We start from the raw sequence: 13,742 nt of genomic DNA, 5'->3' as shown, positions 1-13,742 counted from the left end.
TTCAAGATGTCTCCCATAGCTTCTCCACAATCTTCTTGCTGGAAATCTTCTTTTCTTTTTTTTTTTAGATCTGTATAAGAGACAGCCGCGCGCCCGTCCGGCGCCTGGCCGAGATACACGAAACCGGCCGGAGCCATGTGCAGGCGGGCCTGAACCACGTAGGGCCCCAGCCGGGGTGGATCGCCATACTGCAGGGGACTTGCCACGTTTGCCATGAAAGCACAGACGTGGCGTCGTGCACGTTTGCGGCGCGTTTGGTGGAATGGCGTCATGAGCGTCGCCGAAGAGTTGCCAGGCGGAAACGATGCGGCACTGCTGCGTCAGAGTCTCGACGAGGTCCGGCGTGTCATCGTCGGACAGGACCACATGGTCGAAAGACTGGTCGTGGCCCTGCTGGCCCGCGGGCACTGCCTGCTCGAAGGAGTCCCGGGCGTCGCCAAGACCCTCGCCGCATCGACCCTGGCCACCGTCGTGGGCGGCACGTTCGCCCGGATCCAGTTCACCCCCGACCTCGTGCCGAGCGACATCGTCGGCACCCGCGTCTTCCATCCCTCCAACGAGAAGTTCGACGTCGAGCTCGGCCCCGTGTTCGTCAACTTCCTGCTGGCCGACGAGATCAACCGGGCGCCCGCCAAGGTCCAGTCCGCACTGCTGGAGGTGATGGCCGAGCGCCAGGTCACCCTCGCCGGCGTCACGCACCCGCTGCCCAGGCCGTTCATCGTGCTCGCCACCCAGAACCCGATCGAGTCCGAGGGCGTCTACCCGCTGCCCGAGGTGCAGCGCGACCGGTTCCTGTTCCGCGTACGGGTGCCGCACCCCAGCGCGCACGAGGAGCTGGAGATCCTGCACCGCATGAGCGTCACCCCGCCCGTCCCCGACCGGGTGCTCGACCCGGCCAGGCTGCTGGCCCTGCAGGAGGCGGCCGAGCAGGTCTCGGTCCACCAGCTCGTCGCCGACTACGTCGTCCGGCTGGTCATGTCCACCCGCGCCCCCGCCGAGTACGGCCTGGCCGACCTCACCGAGACCATCGAGATCGGCGTCAGCCCCCGCGCCACGCTGGGCCTGGTCTCCGCCGGCCGCGCGCTGGCCCTGCTGCGCGGCCGCGACTACCTGCTGCCCGACGACGTGCGCGACGTGGCCGTGGACGTCATGTCGCACCGGCTCATGCTCACCTTCGACGCCCTGGCCGACGGCGTCGACCCCGAACAGGTCGTCAAGCAGATCCTGCACGCCGTACCTCCGCCCCTCGTCGTCTGGAACCAGAACCGTTGACCCCGAGCACAGCCGAGCAGGCGCTGCGGCGCCTCGAGCTCACCGTCACCCGGCGGCTGGACGGCCTGCTGCACGGCGCCCACCAGGGACTGCTGCCCGGCACCGGCAGCGAGGCCGGCGACAGCCGCGTCTACGTGCCCGGCGAGGACGACGTGCGCCGCATGGACTGGGCGGTCACCGCCCGCACCACCGTCCCCCACGTGCGCGACCTGATCGCCGACCGCGAACTGGAGACCTGGGCGCTGGCCGACCTCTCCCCCAGCATGGACTTCGGCACCGCCGACACCGACAAGCGCGACCTGGTCGTGGCCGCGGTCGGCGCGATCGGGTTCCTGTCGAGCCGCATGGGCGACAGGTTCGGCGCGCTCGTCCTGCACGACGAGTACGTTCACCGCATGCCCGCCCGCACCGGACGCCCCGCGCTCTACGGCCTGCTGCACTCCCTCATGGACGCCCCACGCGGCCGCGCCGTCCCCGACGCCCCCGACCTGGCCGAGGGCATCGAGGTGCTGTCGGCCAGCCGCAGGCGGCGCGGCATGCGGCTGATCGTCTCCGACTTCCTCGACGCCCACCCCGACCTCGACCCCGAGGCCGAGCGCCCGTGGGAGCGGCCGATCAGGCGGCTGGCGGCCCGCCACCAGGTCCTCGCCGTGGAGGTGATCGATCCGCGCGAGCTCGAACTGCCCGACGTGGGCCGGGTCGCGTTCGCCGACCCCGAGACCGGGAACGTACGCGAAGTGCATCTTTCGCCCAAAGTTCGTCAAGCGTACGCCGAAGCGGCCGCGCTCCAGCGTGAGGGCACCCGCCGGGCCCTGCGCCGCGCCGGGATCGCCCACCTCGTGCTGCGCACCGACAGGGACTGGGTGTTCGACGTCGCGCAGTTCGTCCTGCGCCAGCGCCGCATGAGCCACCTCGCCCACAGGAGACCCACATGACGTTCCTCGCTCCTGTCTGGCTGTGGCTCTTCGTCCTCATCCTGCTGCTCGTGGCCGGCTACATCGTGGCCATGTTCGCCCGCCGCCGCTACACCGTGCGCTTCACGAACCTGGCCCTGCTCAACCTCGTCGCCCCCGCGGGCCCCGGCTGGCGCCGCCACGTCGCCCCCGTCCTGTTTCTCGTCATGATGTCGTTCCTGGTCATCGGCGCCGCCAAGCCCGCCGACCAGGTACGCGTGCCACGCGACCGCGCCACCATCATGATCGCCCTGGACGTGTCCCTGTCCATGGACGCCGACGACGTCCAGCCCGACCGGATCAGCGCCGCCAAGGCCGCCGCGCAGGCCTTCGCCAGAGAGCTGCCCGACCGCTTCAACGTCGGCGTGGTCTCCTTCGCCCGCTCCGCCAACGTCGTCATCTCCCCCACCACCGACCACCAGGCCGTCGTCACCGCCATCGGCAACCTCACCACCCGCCCGGGCACCGCGATCGGCGAGGCCGTCTTCAACGCGCTCGACTCCCTGCGCTCCTTCGACCAGCAGGCCGCCACCGACCCCCCGCCCGCCGCGATCGTGCTCCTGTCCGACGGCGACAACACCTCCGGCCGATCGGTCAACGAGGCCATCGAGGCCGCCCAGCAGGCCCGCGTCCCGGTCTCCACCATCGCCTACGGCACCCAGGAGGGCACCGTCAACATCGACGGCCGGCCGGTCAACGTGCCCGTCAACAAGCAGACCCTGCAGTCGCTGTCCGACGGCACCAGCGGGCGCGCCTACACCGCCGAGTCCGGCAGCGAGCTGCGCGAGGTCTACGAGCAGATCGGCACCTCGCTCGGCTACAAGCTGGTCAACCAGGAGATCACCCAGTGGTTCATCGTGGCCGCGATCCTGACCGGGCTGCTGGTGTCCGGCTCCGCGGTCCTGTTCGGTTCCCGAATCCCGTAACGTTTTCCCACGTGGCCCACTACTTCTCCGAACAGCCGAAGACCGCGAGCAGGCCGGGCTCGGTCGATCTGGTCCTGCCCGACCTGCACCTGCGGCTGGAGACCGACAGCGGCGTGTTCTCGCCGGAGAGGGTCGACGTGGGCACCCGGATCCTGCTGGAGAGCGTCCCGCCGCCGCCGCAGGAGGGCGACCTGCTCGACCTGGGCTGCGGCTACGGCCCCATCGCGCTGACGATGGCCACGCGCGCGCCCGGGGCGGACGTGTGGGCCGTCGACGTGAACCGGCGCAGCCTGGAGCTCACCGAGCGGAACGCGCAGACCGCCCGCCTTTACAAAGTAAGATCAGTGCACGTCGACGACGTGCCGGCCGACGTGACGTTCCGGGCCATCTGGTCCAACCCTGCGATCCGCATCGGAAAGCAGGCCCTGCACGACATGCTCACCAGGTGGCTGACCCGGCTGACCCCCGACGGCGTCGCCTACCTGGTCGTCCAGAAACACCTCGGCTCCGACTCCCTGCAGCGCTGGCTCGGCGAGCAGGGCTGGCAGGCCTCCCGCGAGGCCAGCCGAGCCGCCTACCGCATCTTGAAGGTGACCCGATGAGAAGGCAGCTGCGCCCCACCGACGTCAAGCGGCTCAACCGCACCTGGCGCAGGAACACCTCCAACCGGCTCGGCCTGATCGTGGAGTCGGTCACCGGCCCGTTCAACATCGGCTCGATCTTCCGCAGCGCCGCCGCGTTCGGCGTGGACGAGATCTGGCTGGCGGGCAACGCCACCCCGCCCACCAACCCCAAGGCGGGCAAGACCGCGCTCGGCACCGAGCGGCTGGTCACCTGGCACGAGGCGGTTCCGGCCACCGAGGCGGTCAAGGCGGCCAGGGAGGCCGGCTACACCGTGCTGGCGATCGAGCTGACCGGCGAGGCCCTGCCGCTGCACAAGGCGCGCCTCGACCGCGACGTGTGCCTGGTGGTGGGCAGCGAGGACCACGGCTGCTCCCCCGCCCTGCTCGACGCCGCCGACGGCGTCTGCTACATCCCGCAGGTCGGCCGGGTCGGCTCGTTCAACGTCGCGGTGGCCGCGGCCATCGCGCTGGCCGAGGCTCGCCGCCAGGAGTGGGAGAATCTTCCTGATTCGTAAGCGAACCGCTCAACACAGGAAGGGCATACTTCAGGACGTGCTCAGCCGCCGATTCGCCTTTCTCGACCACCCGGGCCCGTTGCCCTTCGCACACCGCGGAGGCGCCGCCGAGGGCGCGGAAAACTCCGTCGCGGCCTTCGAGCGGGCGGTCCGGCTCGGCTACACCTACCTGGAGACCGACGCCCACGCCACCGCCGACGGCGTGCTGCTCGCCTTCCACGACCACACGCTCGACCGCGTGACCGACCGGCGGGGCCGCATCTCCGAGCTGCCCTACCAGGCGGTCAGGCGGGCCCGCATCGGCGGGGTGCACGAGATCCCGCTGCTGGAGGATCTGCTCGGCTCCTGGCCGGAGATCCGCTTCAACATCGACGTCAAGGAAGCCGCCGCGATCGCCCCGCTGGCCGAGGCGATCCGCCGTACCGACTCCTACGACCGGATCTGCCTGACCTCCTTCTCCGACGAGCGCCTGGTCCTGGCCAGGGCGGCGGTCGGGCGGGAGGTGTGCTCGGCGCTCGGCCCGCGCGGCGTAGCCGCGCTGCGGGCCGCCGCGGCCACCTCCGGCTACGGCCGCCTGCTGGCCCGCCTGTCGCGGGCGGGGATCCCGTGCGCGCAGGTGCCGGTGGGCTTCCGCGGCCTGCGCGTCATCACCCTGCCCTTGATCCGTACGGCGCACGCCATCGGCATGCAGGTGCACGTGTGGACCATCAACGACACCGCCCGCATGGAGCACCTGATCGAGATGGGCGTCGACGGCATCATGACCGACAACGTGACCGGCCTGCGCGACGTGCTCGACCGGCGCGGCCTGTGGCATCCGGGCCACATGGCCGCCTGAACGCCGACGCCCTTTACAAAGTAGATCTGCCCGTTCTCACTCCGCGGCGGCCGTCGCCGCGGCGCGGGCGCCGGTCACGACCAGGCCCAGGCAGATCAGCGCGGCGGCGGCCACCGCCGACAGCATGACCGGGTAGGAGAGCCACGCCGACAGGGCGGCCAGCACGGCCGGGAGCAGAAAGCCCGCGTAGGCGAGCAGGTAGTACAGGCCGGTCAGACCGGCCAGGTCGTCCGCACCGGCCATGCGCTGGATCTCCAGCAGCCCGGAGACCACCGCGATGCCGTAACCGGCCCCCAGGACGGCCGCCGCGGCGGCGGCGAGCCACGTCGACAGCACCACCGCGTTCGCCGCGCACGGCACCGCGCCGAGGAGCATCACCGCCATCGCCGCCACCGGGGCCCCGCCGCGCAGCCTCTTGGCCACGGGCTGCACGGCCACGCCCATGCCCAGGGTCAGCACGGTCAGCCCGGTCGCGTACGCGAGCCCCCAGTCCCCGGCGCGGGAGCCGACGAGCTGGGGCATGACCGCGTACGCCAGCCCGGCCGAGCCGAACACCCACGGCGCCATCGGCAGCACCACGAGCCGGAAGCGCCGGCGGGCGGGCGCCGGGACGCGCAGGTCGCTCATCAGCGCGGCGAGGAGCCCCCGGAGCGAACCGGCGGCGCGCGCAAGCGGCGGCCGGGTCTCCGGCACCCGCAGGAGCAGCACGGGGATCGCCACGGTGAGGAGAAGGTGGACGGCGTACGGGCTCACCATGGGCCACGGCCCCCACTGGGCCACCGCGCCGGCGACCCCCGCGCCGAGCCCGAACCCCGCCGTCAGGCACAACGCGGCGCGGCGCGCGGGGAGCCCGCCGTCCGGCCCTGCCGAGAGCTCCTTGACCCAGCTGCTGCCGACCGACATGGCGATGCCGACCGCGACGCCGGTGACCAGCCGGCCCGCGTAGATGGCCCAGGCGCCCTGGCCGCCGAAGCAGAGCACCAGGCTCGCGAGGGCCGAGGCGACGGTGCCGGCCACCAGCACGGGGCGCCGCCCGCGCCGGTCCGAGACCGGCCCGGCCAGGAGGAGCCCCGGCACGAGCCCGACGACGTACGCGCCGAGGAAGGCGTCGACGCTGAGCGCCGAGTAGCCGCCCAGCCGGCGGTACATCAGCAGCAGCGGCGTGAACTGGTTGCCGCCCCAGCCGCAGGCGAACATCGCGATGGCGACGATCCGCCAGGAGCTTGACCGGGGAACGGCGGCGGGCGGCTTCAACGGTCGTCGCGGACGGCCGCGTGCGGCGAGCCGTGCGTCGCGCGGAGATGATCGAGCAGGGCCGAGGCGAAGGCGGAGCTGTCACCGGCGCAGAGCAGCTCCAGCAGGGCCTCGTGCTCGTCGGCCAGCAGGGCCAGCCGCTCCGGCCGCAGGCGCAGCGCGGTGATGCTCATCCGACGCTGCCGGTCCCCCAGCGTGGCGTAGAAGCGGCCGGCCAGCCGGTTGCCCGACGCTTCGACGATGCACCGGTGAAACGACTCGTCCGCGTCGGCGAAGCCGCCCACGTCCGCCACCCCGGCGAGGGCGCGCTGACGCCGCAGCAGGTCTCGCATCCTCTCCTGGTGCTCGTCCGGCAGGCCGGTGCCGGCGATGCGCTCGGCGGCGGCCCGCTCAAGTGCAAGCCGCAGCTCCAGGACGTCCGCCGCCTCTCCTGGCGGCACCGGCATCACCACCGCGCCGCGCTTGGGGTGCAGGGCCAGCAGCTCCTCCGACTCCAGACGCAGGAACGCCTCCCGGACGGGTGTCCTGCTCACCTTCACCCGCTCGGCGATCTCGCCCTCGCTGATGAGGCTCCCGCCGGGCAGCTCACCGGAGAGGATCAGCTCCTTGGTCACCGCGTACGCGGTGTGAGCAGCGGACGGGCGCTTCGCGGGATCGGACATGGGAGCAGCGTACCTCATAGATGCAAGCTTGTATCTATGAGGTATCCGGCGGGCGGCGGCTTCCGGGGAGCGAGCCGATTCCGCACTATGGGAGTCCAGGCCGTGGAGCGACGGGAGGAGATTCCGCAAAGCCCGCAGACGAGCTCCAGGAGGACGCAGTGACAGGCACAGCAGGCAATCCGGCGAGTGGCACGACAGCGGGGATCCCGGACTACGACCTCACCAGGTCGGCGAAATGCCCGCTCGATCCGGCGCCCGCCATGCGGGACCGGCAGCAGGAGGGCCCGCTGGTGCGGGTCCGGCTGTGGGACGGCGGGACCGCGTGGCTGGTGACCGGCCACGCCGAGCATCGCGCCGTGCTGGGCGACCCGAGGGTCAGCGTCGAGCCCCGGCGCGGCATTCCGCGGCTCTCCGCCCTGGAGGCCGAGGCGATGGACAGCCTCGCGGAGGACGGCTCGGACGGCATCGGCTTCATCATGATGGACGATCCCGAGCACGCCCGGCTGCGGCGGATGGTCACCTCCGCGTTCACCGTCAGGCGGGTGGCGGCGATGCGGCCGGCCACGCAGAAGATCGCCGACGACCTGATCGACGCCATGCTGGCCGGCCCGAAGCCCGCCGACCTCGTCGAGGCGTTCGCGCTGCCGCTGCCCTCGCTGGTCATCTCGGGGCTGCTCGGCGTGCCGTACGACGACCACGAGTTCTTCCAGGCCAACAGCAGGACCATCATCAACCGGAACTCGACCTCCGAGCAGCGCCGCGAGGCCCAGTACCGGCTGGGCGCGTACCTGGACGGGCTGCTCGGCCACAAGCTCGCCAGGCCCGGCGACGACCTGCTGTCCGGGCTGGCCGCGCGGGTCACGGCCGGGGAGCTGCCCCGGCTGGAGGCCGTCCGCATGTCGGTGCTGATGCTGTTCGCCGGGCACGAGACCACCGCGAACATGATCACGCTGGGCACGCTGGCCCTGCTGCAGCACCCCGATCAGGCGGCTCTCCTGCGGGAGGGCGACGACCCGAAGCCGGTCGCCACCGCGGTCGAGGAGCTGCTGCGCTACCTCACGATCACCCACGGCGGGCTGCGGCGGGTGGCCCTGGAGGACATCGAGATCGCCGGCCGGACCATCCGGGCCGGCGAGGGCATCCTCGCGGTCAACGAGACCGCCAACCGCGACCCGTCCGTCTTCCCCGACCCCGACCGGCTCGACCTCCAGCGTGACGCCCGCCTGCACGCGACCTTCGGCCACGGGGTGCACCACTGTCTCGGCCAGCCGCTGGCGCGGATGGAGCTGCAGGTCGCCTACCCCACCCTCCTGCGGCGCGTCCCCACCCTGGCACTCGCCGCCGAGGTGGAGCAGATCCCCTTCAAGCACGACGGCTTCGTCTACGGGGCGTACGAGCTGCCGGTCACCTGGTGACCGCGGGCGGCATCGTGAATTGATCGGGACGGGTGCGTCGCGTCCGCCGCGTGAGGACAAGGCTTGCCGTCGCCCTGTACCTTGCTGATGGCTCCACAGCCCCTGCGCCACGGGCTGTGGCCGTTTGCCAGCAAATGATCATTGTAAGGCCATGGGTACGACACATAGATTTGATCGGCGACCTGCCACAATGGGCATTTCGTCAAGCCTGACCGATCATGCGAGCAGGCCTGCGCGACGTGCTCTACCGGCGCGGCCTGCGGCGTCCCGGCCGCATGGCCGCCCGGCCTGGCACATCCCCTCGTAGTACGACGAGCTTCGGCCGTACGGCCGTAGAGGAGCGACCCGACACCATGCCCGCACCCGCACCCCCCGCGGCCCTAGACGACTCCCCCGCAGCGCGCAGGCGCGAGCAGCGCGGCTGGTATTTCTACGACTGGGCCAACTCAGCCTTCTACACCACGATCATCTCGGTCTTCCTCGGCCCCTACCTCATCCCGGTGGCCAAGACCGCGGCCTGCGCCAAGGACTTCCCGGACGTGGCCACGGCCACGTGTGTGTCCGGCTTCGACGCCCTGGCCGGCGTGAGCCCGGGTCTCGGGTACGTGGACGTGCTCGGCGCCGACATCAGGCCGGCCGCCTTCTTCGGGCTGACGCTGACGATCGCGGTGTTCCTGCAGATCGTCTGCCTGCCGATCGTCGGCGCGCTGGCCGACCACACCGGCCGCAAGCGGGAGCTGCTCGGCGGCTTCGCCTACGTCGGGGCGCTGGCCACGATGGGGCTGTTCTTCGTCGAGGGCGACCGCTACCTGCTGGGCGGCGGGCTGTTCATCCTGGCCAACCTGGCCTACGGCTCCTCGGTGGTGGTCTACGACTCGTTCCTGCCGCAGATCTCCACGCCGCAGGAGCGCGACGGGGTCTCCTCGCGCGGCTGGGCCATCGGTTACCTGGGCGGCGGCCTGCTGCTGGCCCTCAACCTGGTGCTCTACCTCCAGCACGAGAGCCTGGGGCTGAGCGAGGGCATGGCGGTGCGCATCTGCATGCTGTCGGCGGGCCTGTGGTGGGCGACGTTCACGATCGTGCCACTGCTGAGGCTGCGCAACCGGCCGGTCCCCGCGCACGAGACGACGGCGCTGCGCTCGGTCGGCGGCAGCTTCCGCCAGCTCAGGCGAACCCTGTCGGAGCTGCGCAGATATCCGCTGACCATGCTGTTCCTGATCGCGTACCTGGTCTACAACGACGGGGTGCAGACGGTCATCGGCAACAGCGCCGCCTTCGCCTCCGAGGCGCTGAAGCTGGGCACGACCGTGCAGATCACGGCGATCCTGATGGTGCAGTTCGTGGCGTTCTTCGGGGCGCTGCTGCTCGGGCGGCTGGCCCGCCGCTTCGGGACCAAGCGGACGATCCTGGCGAGCCTGGTGCTGTGGACGCTGATCGTGATGGCGGGCCTGTTCGTGGCGGAGGGGCAGGCGGTGCAGTTCTACCTGATGGCGTTCGCGATCGCGATCGTGCTGGGCGGCACGCAGGCGCTGTCGCGGTCGCTGTTCTCGCAGGTGATCCCGAAGGGGCGGGAGGCCGAGTACTTCAGCCTGCTGCAGATCAGCGACAAGGGGTCGGCGTTCATCGGGTCCCTGACGGTCACGGTCGCGCTGCAGCTCACCAACAGCTACCGGATCGCGATCGTCTCCATGATCATCTTCTTCGTGATCGGCTTCGTGCTGCTCGCGCTGACGAACCTGCCCAAGGCCATCCGCGCGGCCGGCAACGAGGTCCCCGACACGGTCTGAGCCGCACACCCCGCGGCCCGGCGCAAGCGGCACGACGGGCGGCTCAGGATCCGGCGGCGAGCAGCATCGTCCCGGGTCCCTGGGCCGCGCCCGGGCCCCGGGCGGCCGTCACGGTGTCCGCGGTGGCCTCGCCGCCGCAGTGCGGGCAGGTGACGACCGGGGTGAATCGCGCGCCACAGGAGTGCACCAGGACCGCCGGGGGGCCGCCGGGCGGGGTGGACCAGCGATCGCCCCACGCCATCAGCGTCAGCAGGGCCGGCACGACGTCCCGGCCCGCCTCGGTGAGCACGTACTCGTGACGTACCGGACGCTCCTGATAGGGCCGCTTCTCCACCACCCCCGCCGCGACCAGATGCTCCAGACGGCGGGTCAGCAGGTTGCGCGAGATCCCCAGATCCTCCGCCAGGTCGTCGAACCTGCGCAGCCCCAGGAACAGGTCGCGCAGGATCAGCGGCGTCCACGGCTCGGCGACGACGCCGACGGCCTGGGCGATGGAGCAGTGCATCTCACCGAACCTGTTCATGGACCCAGGATAGTGGGTTGATAAAGTGAACCCATGACAGTTCACATTCAGGACTCACCCGCCCTGGCCTATCGGCAGGCCGGCGAGGCACACGACGTCGACGCGCTCGTGGCCACGCTCGCCGACGACGTGGTCTTCCACTCGCCGATCAGCGACAACGCCGCCTTCGCGGGCAAGGAGCAGGTCCGGGAGCTGTTCTCCGTCGTCTTCTCCGTGCTGTCCGGCCTTCGCTACCACGGCGACGTCGGCGACGAGCGGACGCGCGCGCTGACGGCGACCGCCCGGCTCGGCCGCCAGGAGCTGCACGAGGCGGCCGTCGTGGAGGTGGGCGCGGACGGCCTGATCAGGGAGGTCACCATGTGGATCCGGCCGCTGCCGGCGCTGACCGCGATGATGGCCGCGCTCGGCCCCGGGCTCGCCAGGGCCACCGGCAGGCCGGGCCTTCCCCTGCTGGTCGGCGCCGCCGTCAAGCCGCTGGCGGCGATGACCCGGCTCGGCGACCGCACGCTCGTCCCCCTGCTGACCCGCAAGGGTCGCTGACCGGCTCGCTGCCGCAGGAGGCATTTCGGTATCGCCGATCCAAAGAGAGAGCACCGCTCTTGACATCAGCACTCCATCAAGAGAGCATTGCTCTCGCAATAGAGCAACGCACTCTCTCTTGGAGTTCCGATGGCCCCCCGCCTCACCTCCGCCGCCTTCGCCGCGAGCGGGATCCTGTTTCTCGCCTACATCGTCGTCCGCCCCTCCGGTGACGACGCCGCCGCCATGGCCTCCACCGCCTGGGTCGCCGGCCACGCCGCCGCCATGGCCGGGTTCATCCTGCTCGGCCTCGGCATGCTCGGGCTGCATCAGGTGCTCGGCGACCGCCTGTCCCTGCGCGCGGCGGCGGTGACCTGGGCCGGCGCGGGCCTGACCCTCCCCTACTACGGCGCCGAGGACTTCGGGCTGAACGTCATCGCCCAGCGCTCCCTGCGCGATCAGGCGCCCGCGCTGATGGAGCTGGCCCAGGAGTTCAGGTACGGGCCGCTCCCGGTCACCATGTTCGCCGCCGGACTGCTGCTGCTCGGCGTGGGAGCGGTGATGGCGGCCGTGTCGGTGTGGCGGACGGGCGTGCTGCCCAGGTCGAGCGGAGTGGCGCTGGCGCTCGGTTTCGCCCTGTTCCTGCCGCAGTTCTTCACCCCGTACCCGGTTCGGGTCGCGCACGGTGTGCTGATTCTCGCGGGCGGGATCTGGCTGGCGTCCGCGCTGATTTTCGCGAGAACTCGTCGCGTAGCCGCCTGACCAGGCATATCTAAATCAGTTGAATCGCGGAACCCCTGGCCCACGGGCCCAATCATGGGCCGCGCTAAGAACCGACGGCCTAAGCGCGATTGGATCACCTCGCGTTGGGGAATCCCATCACGGTACCAAGCGTTAGACACCGTGGGAGACAGACCCCCCACGCAAGGGGGCCCTGTAGGAGGCATTTAGACATGGGCGAGCGCGCGCTTCGTGGCACCCGGCTCGGGGCAACCAGCTACGAGAACGACCGTAACACGGATCTGGCCCCGCGCCAGGAGGTGTCCTACACCTGTCCTAAGGGCCATCGCTTCGAGGTTCCGCTTGCCGCCGAGGCTGAGATTCCCGCGACGTGGGAGTGCCGCATGTGCGGCGCGACCGCGGTGCGCGTGGATGGCGAGCAGCCGGAATCCAAGAAGACGAAGCCCCCGCGGACACACTGGGACATGCTCCTGGAGCGGCGGTCCATCGAGGACCTGGAGGAGGTGCTGAACGAGCGGCTCGCGGTACTGCGGGCTCAGCGTCGTAAGAGCGCCTGATCTGACCACGGTGAAACCCCCGGGCTCTGTGCCCGGGGGTTTTTCTTGTCTGCTGAGGAGAGGCCCGCCGCCTCAGGACTGGCCAACGCCTCGGCTCCGCGAGGCCGGGCGACCGCTCGGGTGGCGGATCCGCGGCCTCGGGGTGGCGGCTTCCCTGCCTCGGGGCGGCGGACCCCCGGCAGCACCGGCTCCGCGCGGCATCAGGCGATGGCTCTGGAGCGTCAGTCGACGGCTCCGCGGCCCTGTGCCGCCCTGCGCCGCAGAGCCCGCCGTGATGCCGGCGGCCGCGTGGCACGGCCGCATCCGCGCCACGCGAAAATCCGGTCGTACGCCTATTTGCGGCTGCGGATGGCGAGCCGGACCGCGGCGAACGCGATGCCGCCAATCACTCCGACCGCCAGGACGGTGAACACGCCGAAGATGAGGATCTCGGGAAGCCCTATATTCATGGTCCGACCATAACCCCGCACAAATTGAAGTTCTGTTGAGAATTTGTTGAGCGGGGCGCGGTCGATTTCACGCCCAGGTCAGGAGTCCCGGTCCTCGCGGATGACCTCGCCGTGCACCACCCGCCCGCCCTGCGGGGCCGCGGCGTCCTGCGGAGGCGGGAAGAGGTTCGCGTACGGCGAAGCGGCCGCCATCTTCTTGACCCGCCGGTCGAAGAACCACGAACCGAGCCGGCGCATCATCGGCCGGGTGAACGGCAGGATGCACAGGAACCCGAACACGTCGGTGAAGAACCCCGGGGTCAGCAGCAGCGCGCCGCCCACCAGGATCAGGCCGCCGTCGGCCAGCTCGCGGTCGGGCATCCGGCCGGACTCCAGCGCGTTCTGCAGCGCCCGCCAGGCCCTGCGGCCCTCACGGCGTACGAGCCAGGCCCCGAACAGGCTGTCGGCGATCAGCAGGGCGACCGTCGCCGGCCCGCCGATCACCGACCCGACCTGGATCAGCAACCAGATCTCCAGGACGGGCACGATCAAGAAGGCCAGGAAGAGCAGAAGCCGCATCGTTTCCTCGATTCCGCACATGCTTTACAGGAGGAACAACGCCCGGCGACCCCGAAGCGTTCCGCGCGGGCGTGACAGCGGTTGTGGCCCCTGCCCACGATGCCCGGATGCCCGGATGCCGTTGAGGCCCAGTGGGGGCGGGGCCGGGGG

The 13,742-nt window shown here is 71.0% G+C and carries 15 protein-coding genes and 1 pseudogene; 11 read left to right on the top strand and 5 right to left on the bottom strand.

The genetic code is table 11. From position 1 onward, the window contains the following. Positions 1-215: pseudogene (locus tag ETD85_RS65180) on the bottom strand (hypothetical protein); the annotation flags it as partial. Positions 216-270: 55 nt separating this feature from the next. Here ETD85_RS65180 and ETD85_RS51850 point away from each other — a divergent pair. From ETD85_RS51850 to ETD85_RS51825, 6 genes are read left to right on the top strand one after another with little or no spacing between them, the layout of a single operon-like run. Continuing rightward, positions 271-1,272, top strand: coding sequence for an AAA family ATPase (locus ETD85_RS51850; RefSeq protein WP_138697240.1), 1,002 nt, complete (start codon positions 271-273; stop codon positions 1,270-1,272). After that, a complete protein-coding gene (locus tag ETD85_RS51845; RefSeq protein WP_138697239.1) occupies positions 1,269-2,207 on the top strand; it encodes a DUF58 domain-containing protein in 939 nt (312 codons plus the stop codon). The genes ETD85_RS51850 and ETD85_RS51845 overlap by 4 nt, the downstream gene beginning before the upstream one ends. Beyond that, complete coding sequence (locus ETD85_RS51840) at positions 2,204-3,151, top strand: VWA domain-containing protein (RefSeq protein WP_138697238.1); 948 nt, start codon at positions 2,204-2,206, stop codon at positions 3,149-3,151. The genes ETD85_RS51845 and ETD85_RS51840 overlap by 4 nt, the downstream gene beginning before the upstream one ends. A gap of 11 nt (positions 3,152-3,162) precedes the next feature. Further along, the gene (locus ETD85_RS51835) at positions 3,163-3,753 is read left to right on the top strand and encodes a class I SAM-dependent methyltransferase (protein WP_138697237.1); all 591 of its coding nucleotides are present in this window, start codon (positions 3,163-3,165) and stop codon (positions 3,751-3,753) included. Next, a complete protein-coding gene (locus ETD85_RS51830; RefSeq protein WP_138697236.1) occupies positions 3,750-4,289 on the top strand; it encodes a TrmH family RNA methyltransferase in 540 nt (179 codons plus the stop codon). Before ETD85_RS51835 ends, ETD85_RS51830 begins: the two co-directional genes overlap by 4 nt. A gap of 37 nt (positions 4,290-4,326) precedes the next feature. Next, positions 4,327-5,127: a glycerophosphodiester phosphodiesterase family protein gene (locus ETD85_RS51825; RefSeq protein ID WP_138697235.1), complete on the top strand. Its 801-nt coding sequence runs from the start codon at positions 4,327-4,329 to the stop codon at positions 5,125-5,127. Between the two features lie 36 nt (positions 5,128-5,163). On the opposite strand, the gene ETD85_RS51820 is transcribed toward ETD85_RS51825, so the two are convergent. After that, the gene (locus ETD85_RS51820) at positions 5,164-6,381 is read right to left on the bottom strand and encodes an MFS transporter (protein ID WP_206059416.1); all 1,218 of its coding nucleotides are present in this window, start codon (positions 6,379-6,381) and stop codon (positions 5,164-5,166) included. After that, positions 6,378-7,043, bottom strand: a complete 666-nt coding sequence (locus ETD85_RS51815; protein ID WP_138697234.1) for a GntR family transcriptional regulator — start codon at positions 7,041-7,043, stop codon at positions 6,378-6,380. Before ETD85_RS51815 ends, ETD85_RS51820 begins: the two co-directional genes overlap by 4 nt. Positions 7,044-7,201: 158 nt before the next feature. On the opposite strand from ETD85_RS51815, the gene ETD85_RS51810 reads away from it, so the two are divergent. Both ETD85_RS51810 and ETD85_RS51805 read left to right on the top strand, forming a co-directional pair. Further along, on the top strand, positions 7,202-8,458 hold the full coding sequence (locus tag ETD85_RS51810) for a cytochrome P450 (protein WP_240779988.1): 1,257 nt from the start codon (positions 7,202-7,204) through the stop codon (positions 8,456-8,458). A 353-nt stretch (positions 8,459-8,811) separates the two neighbouring features. Beyond that, entirely contained in the window at positions 8,812-10,245 is a 1,434-nt protein-coding gene (locus ETD85_RS51805) for an MFS transporter (RefSeq protein ID WP_138697242.1), read from the top strand. A gap of 43 nt (positions 10,246-10,288) precedes the next feature. Here the strand turns inward: ETD85_RS51805 and ETD85_RS51800 are convergent, their stop codons facing one another. Then, on the bottom strand, positions 10,289-10,768 hold the full coding sequence (locus ETD85_RS51800) for a winged helix-turn-helix transcriptional regulator (RefSeq protein ID WP_206059415.1): 480 nt from the start codon (positions 10,766-10,768) through the stop codon (positions 10,289-10,291). 33 nt (positions 10,769-10,801) lie between these two features. Between ETD85_RS51800 and ETD85_RS51795 the strand changes: the two genes are divergently transcribed. From ETD85_RS51795 to ETD85_RS51785, 3 genes are all read left to right on the top strand, one after another. Then, the gene (locus tag ETD85_RS51795) at positions 10,802-11,308 is read left to right on the top strand and encodes a nuclear transport factor 2 family protein (RefSeq protein ID WP_138697232.1); all 507 of its coding nucleotides are present in this window, start codon (positions 10,802-10,804) and stop codon (positions 11,306-11,308) included. A gap of 129 nt (positions 11,309-11,437) precedes the next feature. Next, on the top strand, positions 11,438-12,049 hold the full coding sequence (locus ETD85_RS51790) for a hypothetical protein (protein ID WP_138697231.1): 612 nt from the start codon (positions 11,438-11,440) through the stop codon (positions 12,047-12,049). Positions 12,050-12,240: 191 nt separating this feature from the next. Next, on the top strand, positions 12,241-12,585 hold the full coding sequence (locus ETD85_RS51785) for an RNA polymerase-binding protein RbpA (RefSeq protein WP_043625492.1): 345 nt from the start codon (positions 12,241-12,243) through the stop codon (positions 12,583-12,585). 527 nt (positions 12,586-13,112) lie between these two features. Here the strand turns inward: ETD85_RS51785 and ETD85_RS51780 are convergent. Next, complete coding sequence (locus tag ETD85_RS51780; RefSeq protein ID WP_138697230.1) at positions 13,113-13,592, bottom strand: FxsA family protein; 480 nt, start codon at positions 13,590-13,592, stop codon at positions 13,113-13,115. Positions 13,593-13,742 lie beyond the last annotated feature (150 nt).

The organism is Nonomuraea zeae (genome assembly GCF_005889725.1).
Lineage (GTDB): Bacteria > Actinomycetota > Actinomycetes > Streptosporangiales > Streptosporangiaceae > Nonomuraea > Nonomuraea zeae.
The sequence above is the reverse complement of the archived record's forward strand: the minus strand, read 5'-3'. Positions and strand labels throughout refer to the sequence as shown.